16 protein-coding genes are annotated in these 18,261 nt (G+C 60.8%); 8 read left to right on the top strand and 8 right to left on the bottom strand.

Translation table 11 applies throughout. The features are described 5' to 3' along the window. Positions 1–3 precede the first annotated feature (3 nt). The 5 genes from LC298_RS01590 to LC298_RS01570 are packed head-to-tail and all read left to right on the top strand — an operon-like array spanning position 4 to position 5,330. Complete coding sequence (locus LC298_RS01590; protein ID WP_131565276.1) at positions 4–1,284, top strand: CpaE/TadZ family protein; 1,281 nt, start codon at positions 4–6, stop codon at positions 1,282–1,284. A gap of 31 nt (positions 1,285–1,315) precedes the next feature. After that, positions 1,316–2,863 (top strand): TadA family conjugal transfer-associated ATPase, encoded by a 1,548-nt coding sequence (locus tag LC298_RS01585; RefSeq protein ID WP_131565278.1) that lies wholly within the window; start codon positions 1,316–1,318, stop codon positions 2,861–2,863. 40 nt (positions 2,864–2,903) lie between these two features. Further along, entirely contained in the window at positions 2,904–3,917 is a 1,014-nt protein-coding gene (locus LC298_RS01580; RefSeq protein ID WP_131565883.1) for a type II secretion system F family protein, read from the top strand. A gap of 6 nt (positions 3,918–3,923) precedes the next feature. Further along, on the top strand, positions 3,924–4,922 hold the full coding sequence (locus LC298_RS01575) for a type II secretion system F family protein (RefSeq protein ID WP_131565280.1): 999 nt from the start codon (positions 3,924–3,926) through the stop codon (positions 4,920–4,922). A 39-nt stretch (positions 4,923–4,961) separates the two neighbouring features. Then, entirely contained in the window at positions 4,962–5,330 is a 369-nt protein-coding gene (locus LC298_RS01570) for a YkvA family protein (RefSeq protein WP_131565282.1), read from the top strand. 22 nt (positions 5,331–5,352) lie between these two features. On the opposite strand, the gene LC298_RS01565 is transcribed toward LC298_RS01570, so the two are convergent. Further along, complete coding sequence (locus LC298_RS01565; protein ID WP_131565284.1) at positions 5,353–6,192, bottom strand: tetratricopeptide repeat protein; 840 nt, start codon at positions 6,190–6,192, stop codon at positions 5,353–5,355. Positions 6,193–6,341: 149 nt separating this feature from the next. On the opposite strand from LC298_RS01565, the gene LC298_RS01560 reads away from it, so the two are divergent. From LC298_RS01560 to LC298_RS01550, 3 genes are all read left to right on the top strand, one after another. Next, positions 6,342–7,727, top strand: coding sequence for a leucyl aminopeptidase family protein (locus LC298_RS01560; protein WP_131565286.1), 1,386 nt, complete (start codon positions 6,342–6,344; stop codon positions 7,725–7,727). A 61-nt stretch (positions 7,728–7,788) separates the two neighbouring features. After that, positions 7,789–8,139 (top strand): MarR family winged helix-turn-helix transcriptional regulator, encoded by a 351-nt coding sequence (locus tag LC298_RS01555; RefSeq protein WP_131565288.1) that lies wholly within the window; start codon positions 7,789–7,791, stop codon positions 8,137–8,139. A 5-nt stretch (positions 8,140–8,144) separates the two neighbouring features. Next, on the top strand, positions 8,145–9,014 hold the full coding sequence (locus LC298_RS01550; RefSeq protein WP_131565885.1) for a C40 family peptidase: 870 nt from the start codon (positions 8,145–8,147) through the stop codon (positions 9,012–9,014). Positions 9,015–9,020: 6 nt separating this feature from the next. Here the strand turns inward: LC298_RS01550 and LC298_RS01545 are convergent, their stop codons facing one another. From LC298_RS01545 to LC298_RS01515, 7 genes are read right to left on the bottom strand one after another with little or no spacing between them, the layout of a single operon-like run. Further along, on the bottom strand, positions 9,021–9,584 hold the full coding sequence (locus LC298_RS01545; protein WP_131565290.1) for a dihydrofolate reductase family protein: 564 nt from the start codon (positions 9,582–9,584) through the stop codon (positions 9,021–9,023). Positions 9,585–9,633: 49 nt separating this feature from the next. After that, a complete protein-coding gene (locus LC298_RS01540; protein WP_131565292.1) occupies positions 9,634–10,599 on the bottom strand; it encodes a 2-hydroxyacid dehydrogenase in 966 nt (321 codons plus the stop codon). After that, positions 10,592–12,223, bottom strand: a complete 1,632-nt coding sequence (locus LC298_RS01535; protein WP_131565294.1) for an ABC transporter ATP-binding protein — start codon at positions 12,221–12,223, stop codon at positions 10,592–10,594. The genes LC298_RS01540 and LC298_RS01535 overlap by 8 nt, the downstream gene beginning before the upstream one ends. Continuing rightward, entirely contained in the window at positions 12,220–13,386 is a 1,167-nt protein-coding gene (locus tag LC298_RS01530; RefSeq protein WP_131565296.1) for an ABC transporter permease, read from the bottom strand. Before LC298_RS01530 ends, LC298_RS01535 begins: the two co-directional genes overlap by 4 nt. Positions 13,387–13,388: 2 nt before the next feature. Next, positions 13,389–14,501 carry a microcin C ABC transporter permease YejB gene (locus LC298_RS01525; RefSeq protein WP_131565299.1) on the bottom strand — a complete coding sequence of 371 codons (1,113 nt, stop codon included), beginning with the start codon at positions 14,499–14,501 and terminating at the stop codon, positions 13,389–13,391. 35 nt (positions 14,502–14,536) lie between these two features. After that, positions 14,537–16,444 (bottom strand): extracellular solute-binding protein, encoded by a 1,908-nt coding sequence (locus LC298_RS01520; RefSeq protein WP_223385493.1) that lies wholly within the window; start codon positions 16,442–16,444, stop codon positions 14,537–14,539. Beyond that, the gene (locus LC298_RS01515; RefSeq protein WP_223385492.1) at positions 16,408–18,261 is read right to left on the bottom strand and encodes an extracellular solute-binding protein; all 1,854 of its coding nucleotides are present in this window, start codon (positions 18,259–18,261) and stop codon (positions 16,408–16,410) included. Before LC298_RS01515 ends, LC298_RS01520 begins: the two co-directional genes overlap by 37 nt.

Here is an 18,261-nt window from a genome sequence, read left to right as displayed (position 1 = left end):
AGCATGTCAGACGCAGCCTTCAGCGAAGAATTAAATGCCAACGCCCCGGACGAGGCGGGTGACATCGCCTCCTTGGACGACGTACGGCCGGTTCCCCGCATTTCGATCCAGGCCTTTTGCGAGTCGGAGGGCGTTGCGGCTCCGGTCGGTCGCATGGGCGAGGATCGTAGAATGGCCAAAGCCCAGACGCGGGTGTATATGGGAGGCATCCGTGCTGCCGTGGAGTTTTACCAGACCGCACCGACGCCCAATCTGATCATCATCGAAACGACATCCTCGCCGGATGCCCTTTTTCGTGATCTGAACGATCTGGCCGAAGTCTGCGACCCGAGCACGAAGGTCGTCATCGTCGGCCATCAGAATGACGTGACGCTCTATCGCGAGCTGATCAGGAACGGCATCTCGGAGTATATCGTAGCACCGGTCGCCATTGCCGATCTAATGAACGTCGTTAGCACATTGTTCGTTGACCCGGATGCCGATCCGCTGGGCAAGACGGTGGCTTTTGTCGGGGCCAAGGGCGGGGTTGGCTCCTCCACCATTGCGCACAATGTCTCATGGGCCATCTCGACGCTTTTTCAGAGCCAGGTGGTTATCGCCGATATGGACTTGCCGTTCGGCACGGCCAACATCAATTTCGATCAGGATCCGGCGCAGGGTATCGCCGAAGCGGTATTTTCTTCCGATCGCATCGATGAGGTCTATCTTGATCGTCTGCTCGCCAGTTGCGCCGAAAATCTCTCTCTTCTCGCCGCCCCCTCGATGCTTGACAAGGTGTATGATTTCGATCCCGACGCGTTTTCGCAACTGGTCGACGTGGCGCAGCGCACGGCACCGTGTGTCGTGCTCGACGTCCCGCATGTCTGGAATGGCTGGACCAAGCGGACGCTGGAGCGCGCCGACGAGGTGGTCATCGTCGCGGCACCGGAACTGGCGAATTTGCGCAATACCAAAAACCTGATCGACACCCTAAAGAAACTTCGTCCAAATGATCCTGCGCCACGCCTGATAATCAATCAGGTGGGCACGCCAAAGCGTCCGGAAATCGCCCCTGACGATTTCGCTGAACCACTCGGGATCGAGCCGATTGCGATCATCCCGTTTGACGCACATCTGTTCGGCACAGCTTCAAACAACGGTCGCATGCTGGCCGAAACGGACGCGGCAAGCCCGATCGTCGCAAATCTTTCCGACATTGCCCACGTGGTTACAGGGAGGGGCGTGGTGCGGGAGAAGCCCAAATCCGGCCTTCAGGGAATATTATCGAAATTGAAGAAAAAGTAGGCCTGGCAAGGCCCAGTAGCGGAACGGATTGATGTTCGGAAAAAAAGGCAGCGGCGGATCGGGTGGATCGTTCGGCGGTCCGGCTCGCACGGCTGAACCAGCACCGGAAAAGCTGGATTGGTCGGAGCCGGAATCCGAGGCGTCGGCCGCTGCCAATGAAAAACCGGCTCGCGAGCCGCAATCAGGCGAGGTTCCCTTGCCGAAGCCCCCTGAGGCCATGTCGACTGCGGCGCGGGCCTCGTCGGCGCGCTATTCCGCGCCCGGCCCAGACAAGCCGCGTGCGAAAACGCAGCGCAACGACGTGTATTACGACACCAAGATGCAGGTGTTTTCCGCGCTGATCGAAACCATCGATCTTTCGCAGCTCGCCAAGCTGGACTCGGAGAGCGCGCGCGAGGAAATCCGCGATATCGTCAATGACATTATCGCGATCAAGAATTTCGCGATGTCGATTTCCGAGCAGGAGGAACTGCTCGACGATATCTGCAATGATGTTCTCGGCTATGGTCCGCTTGAGCCGTTGCTGGCTCGCGATGATATTGCCGACATCATGATCAACGGCGCCGAACACGCCTTCATTGAGGTAAATGGCAAGGTGGTCGATGCGGACATCCGGTTCCGTGACAATCAGCAATTGCTCAACATTTGTCAGCGGATCGTCAGCCAGGTCGGGCGACGTGTCGATGAGTCCAGCCCAATTTGCGATGCGCGACTGCCCGACGGCTCGCGTGTGAACGTCATTGCACCGCCGCTTGCTATCGACGGCACTGCACTGACGATTCGTAAATTCAAGAAGGACAAGCTGACCCTCGATCAGCTGGTAAACTTCGGATCGATATCGCCTGAGGGCGCGACGCTGCTTCAGATCATTGGCCGTGTACGCTGCAACGTCGTCATTTCCGGCGGTACGGGCTCTGGTAAGACAACTCTCCTGAACTGTCTGACACGTTATATCGACGGGGACGAGCGCATCATCACCTGCGAGGATTCTGCGGAACTCCAGCTTCAGCAGCCGCATGTGGTTCGTCTCGAAACCCGCCCGCCGAATCTTGAGGGCGAGGGTGAGATAACCATGCGTGATCTCGTCAGGAACTGCCTGCGCATGCGTCCCGAACGGATTATCGTCGGTGAGGTGCGTGGACCTGAAGTGTTTGACCTGCTTCAGGCGATGAACACTGGCCATGACGGTTCCATGGGCACGATCCACGCGAATACCCCCCGCGAATGTCTGAGCCGTATGGAATCGATGATCGCGATGGGTGGCTTCACGCTGCCGCAGAAGACCGTCCGCGAGATCATCGTCGGGTCAGTCGACATTATCGTGCAGGCGGCCAGGCTGCGCGACGGATCACGGCGCATCACCCACGTCACCGAGGTGATCGGAATGGAGGGTGACGTCATCATCACCCAGGATCTCATGGTCTACGACATGGAGGGTGAGGACGCATCCGGCCGCATCATCGGCAAGCACCGTTCCACCGGCGTTGGCCGTCCGGCGATGTGGGACCGCGCCCGTTACTACAACGAGGAGCAAAGGCTTGCTGCCGCGCTCGATTCGATGGAGGTAGCAGGCTCGTGATCCGCGTTCGGTACAACCTGCGAGGTCGACCGGAATGGTGATCTTCGGTCTACCCGTTTCCGTCGTCGCGATGATCGCTCTCGCCGGGCTTGCGGCCGGCGGCGTTCTCTACGCGCTGTTCTTGACGGACATTGAAAACGAACAGAAGAAAAAGAGGCGTCTCGCCAATATCAGGACGCAGAAAACTGATACGGCCTCACGCAAGGCGGTTATCGATCGGGCCTCGGAAGGCGCCAAGCGAAAGAAGCAGATCCAGGATTCGCTCAGCGAACTGGAAGAGCGTAACGCCAAGCGCGAGCAAGGCGCCACACGCCCGTCATTGAAACAGATGCTGACGCAGGCCGGACTGCGCATCGATACCAAGCAATTCTATCTTTATTCGGTGGTCAGTGGTGCCGCTCTGTCGCTTCTTATGGCGATGGTTGGCGTTCCGTTTCTCTATCTTGTCGGAGTCTTTTTTGTCGGAACGGTCGGTGTTCCGCGCTGGGCGGTAGGCTTCTTGCGCAATCGCCGCATGAAAGCGTTTCTGAACGAATTTCCGAATGCGATCGACGTTATCGTCCGCGCCATCAAATCCGGTCTTCCGCTCAATGACGGCTTGCGGTTGATCGCCGCGGAAGCCCGCGAACCGGTGAAGGCCGAGTTCCGGCGGATTGTCGAGGCACAGCAACTAGGTCTTAGCACCCCGGAGGCGTGTGGGCGCATGTATCAGTCGATGCCTTTGCCCGAAGCCAACTTCTTTGCAATCGTCATCCAGATTCAGGCCAGCGCCGGTGGTAATCTCGCCGAAGCTCTTGGGAATTTGTCGCGCGTGCTGCGGGACCGCAAGAAGATGAAGGCGAAGGTTGCGGCCATGTCGATGGAGGCGAAGGCCTCCGCGGCAATCATTGCCGCGCTGCCCTTTATAGTCACGGGACTCGTCTACTTGACCAGCCCCGCCTACATCATGCTGCTGTTCACGACGAACACGGGTTATATGATCCTCGGCGTGTCCGCTGTGTGGATGGCCATTGGCGTGTTCGTTATGCGCCAGATGATCAACTTCGAGGTGTGAACGGCCATGTCTGACGGTATCGTCGAACTCCTCACCTCGCCGCAATTCGTCGTGGCTATTCTGGTTTCAATCAGTGTGTTCGCGACGTTGTTTACGCTCCTCACGCCACTGCTGGGGGGCAATGAACTCCGTTCCCGGATGAAGACCGTAGCGACCGAGCGCGATGAAATCCGGGCGCGGGAGCGCGCGCGTCTAGCTTCCGAGAAACAGCAGAATCGCGGCTCGCTTCGTATGGAGGCGAAAAGCGGGGGCATGCGGTCCGTTGTCGAGCGGCTGGACCTGAAGAAGGCGCTCGCCGACGCAGCGACAATCGAAAAGCTGCGCGCCGCCGGGTTCAGAGGTCAACAGCCGCTCAATGTGTTTCTGTTTCTCCGGCTGGTCCTGCCCTTCGCTTTCCTGATTGTCGCCTTGCTGTACGTGTTTGGTCTCGGCGGGCTCTCCGAACAGCCGACCGCCATACGTTTGCTGGCCTGCATTGGTTTCGCCTACCTCGGCTTTTATTCGCCGAACATCTACATTTCCAACAAGGCCGGCAAGCGCAAGACGTCCATCAAGAAGGCTTGGCCTGACGCACTTGATCTGATGCTGATCTGTGTGGAATCTGGAATGTCCATCGAGGCTGCGTTTCGCAAGGTATCGGAGGAAATCGGAACGCAATCCATTCCCTTGGCAGAGGAACTGGTTCTCGTCGGCGCGGAGCTTTCCTTTCTGCAGGAGCGCCGTTTGGCCTATGAAAACCTGGCGAACAGGACTGGTCTCGAAAGCGTCAAATCCGTCTCCCAGGCGCTAATTCAGGCTGAGCGGTACGGAACGCCGGTCGGACAGGCGCTCCGGGTGCTTGCGGCCGAAAGCCGGGACCAGAGAATGAACGAGGCCGAGAAGAAGGCTGCGGCCCTCCCGCCCAAATTGACGGTTCCGATGATCCTGTTCTTCCTGCCGGTCCTGTTTGGGGTCATTCTAGGGCCGGCCGGCATTCAGATTTCGCAGCGCGGCGGCATCTTCTGATCTGCGTTGGCGATCGCGGCTCATTCCGGCGGCTGGCAGATGGCATTTCCCCTCAAGGACTGGGCTCGATCTCTCAAGCGCGAGATACATGCGCTCTATCTGGCAGGGCGTGATCCGCGGGTGCCGTATGCGGCGAAGACGGTCGCGGCTCTTGTCGCCGCATATGCATTATCGCCGATCGACCTGATTCCCGATTTCATTCCCCTGCTCGGCTACCTCGACGATATCGTGATAGTTCCCCTGGGAATCTGGCTGGCGATCCGAATGATCCCGCCGCACCTTCTGGATGAACACCGTCGGTCGGCAGCTTCGGCAGAAGGCAGACCGGTCAGCAGGACCGCGGCGGTAGTCATCATTGGCGTCTGGTTGCTCGCGCTTTCCAGCATCGGCTGGCTTTGGCTAAGGTGAACGAGGTGGGCCTGCGCGAGGGCTACTGGGCGGCCTTTTCCTTTTCCTCCTGCTCAATCAGGTTCCAAGCGTTCTGCTGCGACAGCATCTCGCGCAGATAGGCAATATTGGCCTGCGCCTGTTCAGGTGAGAGTTCATTGCGCGCAATGGTCTGAGCCTCGTCGAAACGTCCCTGCAATCCGATAACGAGCGCAAGATTCTGCCGAACTCGGCTGTCGGCTGCCGGATGTCCTGCCGCTTCTCGCAGGTAGGTTTCCGCTTGCGGAAGACTGCCCTCCAGCAAGTGGCTCATTCCCATGTTGGAGAGAATCGTTGGCTCGCCCGGCCGCAGCGTGAGGGCCTTTTGATACCGGTCCCGCGCTTCAGTGGGGCGGCTCGTCTGATCGTAAATCGCGCCTTCGGCAGACAGCAGTCGCCAGTCGGGTTGGGTCGGATCCTGGGCGCGCTGGATGGCGTCGAGCGCGGCGTTGAACTGGCCGGCGCTTGCCAGCGCCTTGCCATAGGCGGCCAGCACATCCCGGTCCTTAGGATGGTCGATAGCAGCCTTGCGCATCACGGCGAGCGCCTGTTCGTTGCGGTCGTTCATGCGCAGAACCGAAGCGAAGGCCATCGCGACGTTCTTGTCCTTCGGGTCGCGCTCATAAGCCTTGGAGTATGAGCCCAAGGCACTCTGAAGTTCCACAGCGGTCAACTGCTCGACCGGCTTCTGAGCGCTGCGGTTGATGGAGCCGGTGGTCAGCGACCGGTTGGCGCATGCCGTTACGGCCGTCGCGGCCAACAGGACGGCCAGGAACCTGACTGGGGTGCGCGCCGTTCTCCGCGCATAGGGCCCGGCGAGGGCTTTGCCTGAAGTTGGTTCCATGCTTCGCTCCCGGGGCAGTGGTTTTCCGAACATAACTGCCGACGATAAGATGTTCTTTCGAAACAGAAATATTCTGTTAACCCTAACGCATCGTTAAGACCCCCGATCGCAACGCGCATATTCGTGATGCGTCCAACCACGGAAAAACAATGCTTACCGACGTTCTCAAACCCGAGAAAACCACGCGAAAGAATGCGAAACCTATCTGGCTCATGCGGGCGGGCGCAGCGTCGGAACTGGAAACGTCTGTTCAGGACTGGGTCGATGCAAGCGCCTTCAAGGCCGGCGCTGGAACCGTGCTGGTCGTTCCAGACAGAAAGCCCGGAGGCATAGCCGGGGCTGTACTGGGTCTGGGCGACGGCGATGATCCGTTCGTGTCCGGTGCGCTGGCGTCGAAATTGCCGGCCGGAGACTGGTTCTTCGACAGCCCGTCCACCGCCGACATCCGCCTCGCATCGCTCGGGTTCCTGATGGGAGCTTACCGCTTTGCGCGCTATCGCAAATTCCCGGAGGAACGGCCCAGCCTGATTCTCGACGGTTCCCTTGATCGGTCGGAGCTTGTCGCGCTGGCGGAAGCGGTCTGGCTCGCGCGCGATCTCGTCAATACGCCGGCCAACGATCTCGGCCCGGACGGAATCGAGGCGGCGGCGCGGCTGGTCGCAAAGGACCGCAAGATGTCCGTCCGCGTGGTGAAGGGCGGCGAACTTCAGAAGAAGAACTTCCCGTTGATTCATGCGGTGGGTCAGGCTTCGCAATCTGCACCTCGCCTGATCGACATGCGCTGGGGACGACGCGGCGCGCCCCGTCTCACGCTGGTAGGAAAGGGCGTCAGCTTCGACAGTGGAGGCCTCGACATCAAGCCGGCGAGCGGCATGAGGAATATGAAGAAGGACATGGGCGGCGCAGCGAACATTCTGGCGCTCGCCAGACTGGTCATTGACGCACGCCTCGACGTTCGCTTGCGTGTGCTCATCCCGGCGGTGGAGAACGCGATCTCGGGCAGCGCGTTTCGCCCGGGCGACATCTATCGCAGCCGCAAGGGATTGACCGTCGAGATCGGCAATACGGACGCTGAAGGGCGGCTTGTGCTCGCTGACGCGATCGCGCTCGCAGACGAGGAGAAACCCGACATGATCCTCGACATGGCGACCCTGACGGGCGCCGCGCGTGTCGCCCTCGGCCCCGACGTTCCTCCGTTCTTTACGACCGACGACGCGTTCGCCGACAGTCTCTCCGCCGCATCGCTGATTGAACACGACCCGGTTTGGAGATTGCCCTTGTGGGCGCCCTATCTACGCGGTCTGTCCTCCGGCGTCGCGGATCTCTGCAACGTGACCACGGATGGCTTTGCCGGATCGGTGACGGCCGCCCTGTTCCTCCAGCAATTTGTGACCGGCGCAAAAAGCTGGGCGCATTTCGACATCTTTGCGTGGAATCCGGTCGCAAAGCCGCATGCGCCTGTCGGCGGTGAGGCGCACGCCATCCGGGCCATCTTCGCGGCCCTTCGCCAGCGTTATGGGGTAACGCGGAACTGATTGGCTTTTCCCTGTTTCACAAGTATTGTGCCGGAACCGAAACAAGTTCGTTGGCGGTATCATGTCGATCCGGTTGCGCCCGAGTCAGGCGCTCGCTTTGTGGCATCACGTCGCAGTTTCCGAAGTGCGGGACGATGCGCCCGATCTCACCTTGCGCCAGAGCGCGATATTGCTGTCCATCTATCTCGAGCCTCCACCGCACACTGTGCGCGGGCTCGCGGCGAAGCTGAATGTGACCAAGCCGGTGATTACCCGCGCGCTCGACTCGATGGGTGCGCGCAAGCTCGTCTCACGACATCGCGACCCGCGTGACAAGCGCAACGTGGTGATTTCGCGCACCGTGGATGGCGCACTTTATCTTGAACGTTTCGCGGACGTGATAATCGGAAAGGCCGCGGAGTTGCCATTGTGACCGCCATCGCCGAAACGCAGGGCCTGGACCGCCGCCTCAATGCCTTTCGGGAGGATCTCGCTGATGCCCGTCTTCGGGGTTTGGTCGAGGCACCTCGTTTCGTGGAAGGCCGGAAATCGGTTGTTGTCGTCCCGGTCTGCGACGTCCGGCGTGATCCGTCCGGGGATGCGGGGCTCGACACCCAGTTCCTGCTCGGCGACGGCGTTCGCGTCTTCGATGCGCAGGACGGCTGGGCGTGGGTTCAGGGCGAACGCGACGGCTATGTCGGTTATGTGCGCTCTGCCTCCTTGGGAGAAGAAGTGCCAGCCGCGACCCATCGCGTGACGGCGCCGCGCACCTTCCTCTACTCGGAGCCGGAGCTCCGCTCGCCGCCGAGACAAGTCCTGTCGATGGGGTCGGCCGTTTGTGTAAGCAGATCTGAAGAGCGCCGCGGAAACCGGTACGCCGTGCTGGCGGACGGTTCGGCGATCATCGAGTCGCATCTAGCAGCCATCGATAAGCCGGCGAAGGACTATGTTGCCGTCGCTGAGACGCTGCTCCACACACCCTACCTCTGGGGCGGGACGACGGCTTTCGGGATCGACTGCTCCGGTCTCGTGCAACTGCCCATGCATATGACAGGCAGAACGGTTCTACGCGACACCGATATGCAGGAGGCGAGCATCGGCGAGTCTATCGAGACGAAGGACGGCTACAGCAGATTGAGACGCGGCGACCTCGTCTTCTGGAAAGGCCATGTCGGGATCATGACTGACGCTCGTCACATGTTGCACGCGAACGGCAGCACGATGACCGTGGCGCTTGAATCGCTGGACGACGCCATCGCCCGGATCGAGCCGCTGTACGGCCGCCCGACAAGCGTGCGTCGCCCCTGATTGGAATCATGTTCCGACCCGGTACCGCGACTGGACGAAGCCGGCCGGGTACCGGCGCGTTTCTTCCAGGAAAAGTTCGATATCCTGTTCCACCACACCGAACAGGCGTCGGCCGCGTCCAAGCAGCACAGGAATCTGCGTGATGGTCATTTCGCCGATCAGCCTTTCGGCGAGGAAGGACTGGATCAACCTGCCTCCGTCGACATATGCGGCTCGCCACCCCTCCTTCGCCAACTCCTGCATGATGGCGCGCGGTGTACGGTTGCTGATGCGAACCTTCCCCCTCAATCTGGGTGGTACGGACGTGTCGTCCAGGCTGGACGACAAAACCACCACAGGTTTGGTGTATGGCCAGTCTTCGAAGCGAAGCACACCTTCATAGCTGGCGCGTCCCATGACGAGACCGTCGACCGTATCCATGAAGCTGGCGTAGCCATAATCGTCGCCCGTATCGGGATAGCGGTTCAGCCAGTCTATGTCGCCGTTCTCACGTGCGATGAAGCCGTCGAGGCTACATGCGATGAACACCTTCCCTGTGATCGGCAACGTTGCGTCCGGTGTCGTGGCCATTCCAGTGCCTCTTGGCTTGCAGGAACATTATGCCGCGTTCGGTCCTTGGTCAGTAGCCGGCTTCTCGGTCAACGAGATTGACCAGCGGCTTGCCCGCATCGTGCGCGTCCATCTGCGCGACCATCGGCGGAACAAGCGCCCTCGGGTCGGAGGTTGCCGCGCAATGCGGCGTAATCGTTATATTCGGGTGACGCCACAGGGAACTGTCCGCAGGAAGCGGCTCCGTCTGAAAGACATCGAGCGTCACCGCGCCGAGCCGTCCCGCGTCCAGCGCCTCGATGATGTCGGTCTCGACCTGCAGGCCGCCGCGCCCGGCATTGATCAGCACCGGCGCGCCAAGTGCGCCATGCCGCTTCATCTTTTCGAAGAATGACGCTGACAGAATGCCATGTGTCTCTTGTGTAAGCGGCAGCAGGCAGACCACGACATCGCTCACGGCGAGGAATTCGTCCAACCCAGACCGGCCCGCATATGTTTGCACGCCCTCCATTTGCTTCGGCGTTCGGCTCCAACCGGCAACCTTGAAACCGAGCATCCGCAGCTTGTTGGCGGCGTCGCGTCCAAGCGTGCCAAGGCCGAGAATGCCGACCGACACTTCCTTGGCAGCCGGTTGCATTCGCACCTCATGCCAGATCGTCTTCGATTGCTGCTCCCGGTAGAGCGGGCCTTTCCGGTGATGGTCGAGCACCTGCCAGACGACGTATTCGCTCATCCGTTCGGTCAGGTCGTCAGCGACCACGCGCACGATCGGCACGTCCGGAACCTCGTCCCCGGAAAAGATGTGGTCAACGCCAGCGCCGATCGAGAACACCGCCCTCAGGTTCGGCAGATCGCGCAATACGCCGGGCGGCTGTTTCCAGACCACGGCATAGGTAATGTCCGGGTCACCGGCCTTGTCGGCACGCAAGACGATGTCGCGCTGCGGCGCGGCCTGTTTCAGGGCGTCATGCCATGCAGCGGGGTCGAATCCGGTGACCGACAGGAGAACCTTGCCCCGTTCCCCGTCCCTATTCATTGACCACTCCGCTCGGAGCGACTTCGATCTCGAACGCGGCCGCCATCAGCGCCTTCGTATATTCGGTTTGCGGATCGTCAAATATCTGCTCGGCCGGACCGAATTCGACGATCTTGCCGTTGCGCATCACCATCACCTCGTTCGCCAGCGCGCGCACGACCTTCAGGTCGTGGCTGATGAACAGGTAGGCAAGGTCATATTTGCGCTGCAGATCGCGCAGCAGGTCGACGATCTGGGCCTGCACGCTCATGTCGAGCGCTGAGGTGGGCTCGTCCAGCATAACGAATTTCGGCTTCAGCACCATCGCGCGCGCGATGGCGATGCGCTGGCGCTGGCCGCCGGAGAATTCGTGCGGATAGCGAAACCGTGTTGACGCATCGAGGCCGACCTCCTCCAGGGCTGCGACGACACGGCTGTCACGTTCGTCGCGCGTCAACGAAGGTTCATGGATAGACAGTCCTTCTCCGACGATTTCCGCAATCGACATGCGCGGGCTCAGCGATCCGAACGGATCCTGAAAGACGATCTGGATATCGCTGCGCAGCGGCCGCATGTCGCTGAACGAGTACTCGCCGATATCCTGTCCGTTAAAATTGATCTGTCCGTCTGACGAGATCATCCGGGTCAGCGCCAGGCCGAGCGTTGTCTTGCCCGAGCCGGACTCGCCGACGACGCCGAGGGTCTGTCCGGAGCGAACGCGCACGTCGATCTCGTCGACCGCCTTTACGTTGTCGACTGTGCGTCGCATGAAACCCTTTCGGATCGGGAACCAAACCCTGACACCGTCGCCCGTCATTACCACAGGCGCATTGTCGTTGAGCGGAATCGGCTTGCCCTTCGGCTCCGCCGCGAGAAGGTGCTTGGTATAGTCGTGCTGCGGATTCTGAAAGATCTCTTCCGTCGCACCGGTTTCGACGATCTTGCCATCTGTCATGACGCAGACCCGGTCGGCGATCTTGCGGACAATGCCGAGATCGTGGGTGATGAACAGCATCGACATGCGGTGCTCGCGCTTCAACGTGTCGAGCAGCAGCAGGATCTGCGCCTGCACCGTCACGTCCAGCGCGGTTGTCGGCTCGTCGGCGATCAGCAGCTTCGGCCGGTTGGCGAGCGCCATGGCGATCATCACGCGCTGACGTTGCCCGCCGGACAGTTGGTGTGGATAGGCCTTTAGCCGCTTCTCGGCGTCGCGGATTCCGACCTGCTCAAGCATCTCAAGCGTGCGTGCTCGGATATCGGTATCCGGACCGGCGCCGTGCAGTTTCAGGATTTCGCCGATCTGCCTCTCGATCGGATGAAGCGGATTGAGCGAGGTCATAGGTTCCTGGAAGATCATCGTGACGTCGTCGCCACGGACCTTGCGCAAGGTCTTGTCGTGGGCGCTAAGCAGATCCTTCCCCTGGAAGAGGACCTGGCCGGACGGGTGGCTGGCCGCCGGATACTGCAGCAGCCTCAGGATGGACAGGGCGGAGACCGACTTGCCCGATCCGGATTCGCCGACCAGCGCGACGGTCTCGCCGTCATTGATGTCGAACGATACCCGGTCGACGGCCACGCTGGTCTCGCCACCTTGCGTGAATGCCACGGAGAGGTCTCGCACGGAGAGAAGGGGCGTTCCGCTCATGCGAAGGTCTTCCTCGGATCGAAGGCGTCGCGCGTCGCTTCGCCGATGAAGATCAGCAGCGACAGCATCAGCGAGATGACGATGAACCCGGAGAAACCGAGCCATGGCGCCTGCAGGTTGTTCTTGCCCTGCAGGATCAGTTCGCCAAGCGAGGCGGAGCCGGGGGGCAGGCCGAAGCCGAGAAAGTCGAGCGCTGTTAGCGTTGTTATCGAGCCGTTCAGAATGAAAGGCAGGAAGGTCAGCGTGGCGACCATCGCATTCGGCAGCAGATGCCGGAACATGATCGTCCTGTTGCGCACGCCGAGCGCCCGCGCCGCGTTCACATACTCGAAGTTGCGCGCGCGCAGGAATTCGGCCCGGACGATGCCGACGAAGCTGACCCACGAAAACAGCAGCATGATTCCGAGGAGAATCCAAAATCCCGGAGGCAGGATGGCGGCGATTATCAGCAGCAGGTAGAGAACCGGCATCGACGACCAGATCTCGATCATCCGTTGGCCAATCAGGTCGGTCCAGCCGCCGAAATATCCTTGGATCGCGCCGAAGGTGACGCCCACCACCGCTGAGGCCGCGGTCAGGATCAGTCCGAAAAGCACGGATATCCGGAACCCGTAAATCAGCCGTGCCAGAACGTCGCGCGCCTGGTCGTCGGTCCCGAGCCAGTTGAAGTTACCCCCAGTGCAGTTGGGATCCTCGACGCCGTCGAGATATCGTCCGCATAGTTCCTCGCGGCCGTCGAACAGAAAGGCCGGCTTCGACGGCGCCGCGGTTGGGACTTCCTTGTTGACCGTCCTGTAGGAGTAGCGGATCGGGGGCCAGATCATCCAGCCCTCGGCCTTGATCTCGTCCTGGATGAAGGGGTCGGTGAAATCTATGCGCGGCAGCGCCAGCGGATCGTCTGGAAACAGCACCCGCTCGGAATAGTTCCGGAAAACCGGCGTCAGAAGTTCTCCCTTGTATGACGCCAGGATTGGCCGGTCATTGGCGATGAACTCGGCGAACATCGACAGGATGAAAAGCGCAAGGAAAATCCAGAGCGACCAGTAGCCGCGACGGTTCGCCTTGAAGTTCTGCCAGCGCCGTTGATTGAGCGGCGAAAGAAACGGCCGGCGAGCAGGGCGAGTCGCCGCCTTGGTGCCGGATAAGGGAGCGGACTGATCCATTCTCAGACGTCCCTCCGTTCGAAATCGATGCGCGGGTCGATCCACGTGTACATCAGATCGGAGAGAAGGCCGACCAGCAGACCGATCAGCGAGAAGATGTAGAGCGTCGCGAAAACCACGGGGTAGTCGCGCCCGACAACGGAGTTGAAGCCGAGCAGGCCGAGCCCGTCGAGCGAGAAGATCGTTTCAATCAGCAGAGATCCGGTGAAAAAAGCTGAAATGAACGCGCCCGGAAAACCGGCGATGATGATCAGCATGGCATTGCGGAACACGTGGCCGTAGAGCACCTGACGCTCGTTCAGGCCCTTGGCGCGGGCCGTGATCACGTATTGCTTGCGGATCTCGTCGAGGAACGAATTTTTGGTGAGCAGCGTCGACGTTGCGAATGCCGACAGCACCATCGCGGTCAAGGGGAGTGTCAGATGCCAGAAATAGTCCACGATGCGCGCCGGCCAGGAAAGTTGGGACCAGTTGTCCGATGTCAGCCCGCGCAGCGGGAACCAGTCGAAGAACGACCCGCCCGCAAACAGCACGATCAGCAGGATCGCGAACAGGAAGCCTGGAATGGCATAGGCGACGATGATTGCCCCGCTTGTCCACACATCGAAGGTCGAGCCGTCCTTCACCGCCTTACGGATGCCCAGCGGTATCGAGATGCCGTAGGAGATCAGCGTGATCCAGATTCCGAGCGAGATCGAAACCGGCATCTTTTCGAGAATCAGGTCGATGACCGCGATGTCGCGGAAATAACTCTCGCCGAAGTCGAACCGGATGTAGTTCCAGATCATAAGGCCGAAACGCTGCAGCGGTGGCTTATCGAAACCGAATTGCCTTTCCAGCTCGGCGATGAACTCCGGATCGAGACCCTGCGCGCCGCGATATTCGGACGATGATGAACTGCTTTCCACCGAGGAGCCGAGATCCTCCTGGCCGCCGAAGTCGCCGCTGCCGCCCGTGATGCGGTCTGTGGCGTCCCCGCCCTGACCGGTCAGATCGGCGATCACCCGTTCGACGGGCCCCCCCGGCGCGAACTGGATGACGGCGAAGGAGATCGCCATGATACCGAATATGGTCGGCACCATGAGCAACAGGCGGCGCAGGATATAGGCGCCCATGTCAGGCGGCCCTCCCGGCGGTCGATGTCATCACGTCAAGCCTTTCCAAGCGTCGTTGCTTTTTCCTGGTCGACCCACCAGAGCCGTTCCACCGGCCAGAAATAGTCGGGCTTCGGCTCCTTGAAGCCGAACATGTCCCAGTAGGCGACACGGTGATTCGCCGATGTCCAACTAGGAATCCAGTCTCGCCTCAGACGCAAGACCCTGTCGAGCACGCGCATCGCGGTCCTGTGATCCTCCCGGTTGGCGGCAGCGCCCACCTCGTGAATAATTGCGTCGACCAGCGGGTCGGCCGTGCCGGGCCAATTGCGTGAGCCCTCCACGTCTGCCGAGCCGCTGCCAAAGGCGTTCTCCAATCCGGAGTTCACCGGCGTCGCCTCCCAGTTCAGGGCGTAGCCGGCCATATCGAAATCGAATGAAGCCGTTCTTGCTTGGTATTGCGCCGGATCGACGAGCCGAAGCGATGCATTGATGCCGATCGACCGCATGGTCGTAACCCACGGATTGTACACCCGTTCAAAGACGCTGGACCGGATCAGGATCTCGAGGTCCAGCGTATCGCCCGATGCGTTGCGCAGCGTTCCGTTGTCGTTGCTCCAGCCTGCAGCGTTCAGAAGCCCGATGGCCGTACGCCGGCGCGTCCGGTCGCGCCCGGAACCGTCGCTCGGAGCTTCCTGATAGGCGTCGTCGTAAATTCCCTCTGGCAGTTCGTGGGCTGCGCCGAGCCGCTCTATCAGTGCCCGTTCCAAGGCGACCGGTGGTCCGGCCGTCTCGTAGGGGGAGCCGGAAAACAGTGAGTGGCTCTTTTGGTAGGCCTCGTAGAACAGGTTGCGATTGGTCCATTCGAAATCGAAACACCGTGAGATCGCATCGCGGACCCGGCGGTCGCGGAACCGCTCGCGGCGTTGATTGAGCGCCATCGCCTGCATCGACGGGCGGGCCTCGTCGTCGAAGAGCCGCTTCACCACCTTTTTTTCGGCGATTGCGGGAAAGTCGTATTCTGTCACCCAGCTCTTCGAGGTGAACTCCTCCCGCCAGGTGATGTTGCCCTTCTTGAAGGCTTCGAACCCGGCTTGGCGCTCCTGATAGAACTCGATGCGGATCGTGTCGAAATGATCGAGACCGCGAACGGTGCCCAGATCCTTGGCCCAGTAATTCTCGACGCGCTCATATTCGGTGAAACTCCCGGCACTGAAGCGGCCGACGCGATATGGACCGGATGCAAGCGGCGGTTCGAGCGTCGAGGCAAGGAAGTCCCGCGGCTCGTACCATTCTGACGAGAGGATCGGGTACGTGGCCGCGATCGTGAGGATTGCTTGCGCCGATTGAGTCCCGTCGAAAATCAGGATCGCTGTCCTGTCGTCCTCGGCCACCGCGTCTTCGAGCACCCGCAATGGCAGCAAGAGCTGTGGGTGGCCGTCCTTCTTCAGCGTCCTGTAGGAGAACGCGACGTCCGCGGCGGTGATCGGCGAACCATCGTGCCAGCGCGCCTCCGGCCGCAATCGAAACGTGAACCGGTTGCCATCGGCAGAGATGGTGACGCTTTCGGCCAGATGGGCATAGATTGCGTCCGGCTCGTCCCACGCCGTGACCATCAGGCTGTCGAAGCAGTTTTCCATGCGGGGCGGTGCGTCGCCACGGCGCACGAAGCTGTTCAGCGTGTTGAAGGTCTGTGTGTTCTGATTGAAGAACCAATAGGAAGGTTGGAAATTGAAGGTCCCACCCTTGGGCGCGTCCGGCGATGCGTACCGGAAATGGCTGAACCCGGCTTCGTATCCGAGGTCGCCGAAAGCCGATAACCCGTGCAGCGGCCTCCCGGGCGGATTTTCGGCGAGCGACAGTTTCGGGAGGGCGGCACTTGAGGCGAAGCCGCCTGCCAGGGCGAGAAATTCTCTCCGCCCGAATCTCACTGGATCGCAGCGGCCTTCTCCGCCTCGTACCACCAGATTTCCGGAAAGCCGATCGAATATTCGGGCAGCGGCTCGGGGTGGGCGAAGCGGTCCCAATAGGCGATCCGGGCTTCTCGTGAGGTGTAGCTCGGGATCACATACTGGTTGGCCATCAGTACCCTGTCGAGCGCCTTCGTCGCGGCGATCAGTTCGTCGCGGTCCTTGGCGAACACCACGCGCCTGATCAGCGCATCGACCGCCGGATCCTTGATCCCCGCGAAATTTTGCGAGGCTTCGCTGTCCGCTGCTTTCGAACCGAAGTAATCGAATTGTTCGTTTCCGGGGGACAGCGACTGGGCCCAGCCGGTGTAGATCATGTCGAAGTCCCGGCTCCGGGCGCGGGCGACGTATTGCGACGGCTCGACGCTGCGCACCCGCATTTCCACGCCGATCTTGCGCAGGTCTTCCGCGAATGGCAGCGCTACCCGCTCGATCGTCGGACCGTTCAAAAGCAGTTCGAAAGACAGCGGCTGTCCGGTCTCCTTGTGAACCATCACGCCGTCGCTCTGCTCGTACCCTGCCTCCAGAAGAAGCCGCAGCGCCTCGCGCAGATTCTGCCGTTGTTGTCGCCCGCCCCCGCTCACCGGATTGGTGTATTCCTTCGTAAAGACCGCCGATGGAACCTGGTCGCGGACCGTCTCGAGAATCTCCAGTTCGCGACCTTCCGGAAACCCCTCCCAGCGCAGAGGCGTGCCGTAGAAGAACGAGTCCACCCGCTCATACTGGTCGTAGAAGATTGTCTTGTTCAGCGTCTCGAAGTCAAAGACGAGGTTGAGAGCGCGGCGCACTCTCGCATCCTGAAACATCGGTTTGCGCAGGTTCGGCACAAACCCCACGAGCACGCCCTGTGCCCGATAGGGGTTCTCCAGTTCCTCCCTCACGATACTCCCGTCACGCGCCGCCGGGAAATCGTAGGCTGTCGCCCAGCGTTTGGCTTCGTTCTCGTTCCAGAAGTCGAATTCGTCGGCTTTGAAGGCTTCGAACTCGACGTTCCGGTCACGATAGTAATTGTAGGTGATGGTCTCGAAGTTATGCTGACCGGCGTTTACGGGAAGTTCGGCTCCCCAATAATCCGCCACCCTTGTGAAGGTGAGCGTGGATCCGGGATTCATCGCGGAAACCCGATACGGACCCGACCCGAGCGGCGGCTCCAGCGTCGAACCCGAGATGTCCCGCTGTTCACCGCTGGCATCCTTGCCCTCCCACCAATGCTTCGGAAGCACCGGCACCTGGCCGACGATGTGCGGAAGCTCCTTGTTGTCCTTCTCGTCGAAGGTGAAGCGCACGGTTCGTTCATCGACTGCTTCCGCGCCGGTCACGTGCTGATAGTAGAAGCGGCGCTGCGGGTTCAACTCGACGAGTTTTTCGAACGACCAGACAACGTCTTCGGCGGTGACCGGTTCGCCGTCATGCCAGCGCGCATCGGCGCGCAGCCGGTAGCTGACCTCGGAAAAATCGTCGGGATAGGAAAGGGCTTCAGCAAGGAGACCGTACTCTGCAGAGACTTCGTCGAGGGAGCTTTTCATCAATGTCTCGTAGACGAACGCTCCGAGCCCTGATGCGACTTCGCCCTTGGAAAGGATGGGATTGAGGGTATCGAAGCTGCCCGTTTCCGAAAGACGCAGCGAGCCGCCCTTCGGCGCGTCGGGATTGACGTAGTCGAACCGCTCGAAGCCTTCCGCGTATTTCGGTTCGCCGATTAGGCTGGTCGCGTGCCTCCATCCGCCATCCTGGGCGCTCGAAAACCCCGGTAAGGCGAGGGCGAAACTGGCGGCGAGGAGAATATGGACGAATAGGCTCTGGTTTGGCAC

Source organism: Oricola cellulosilytica (assembly GCF_019966575.1).
Taxonomy (GTDB): domain Bacteria; phylum Pseudomonadota; class Alphaproteobacteria; order Rhizobiales; family Rhizobiaceae; genus Oricola; species Oricola cellulosilytica.
The sequence above is the reverse complement of the archived record's forward strand: the minus strand, read 5'-3'. Positions and strand labels throughout refer to the sequence as shown.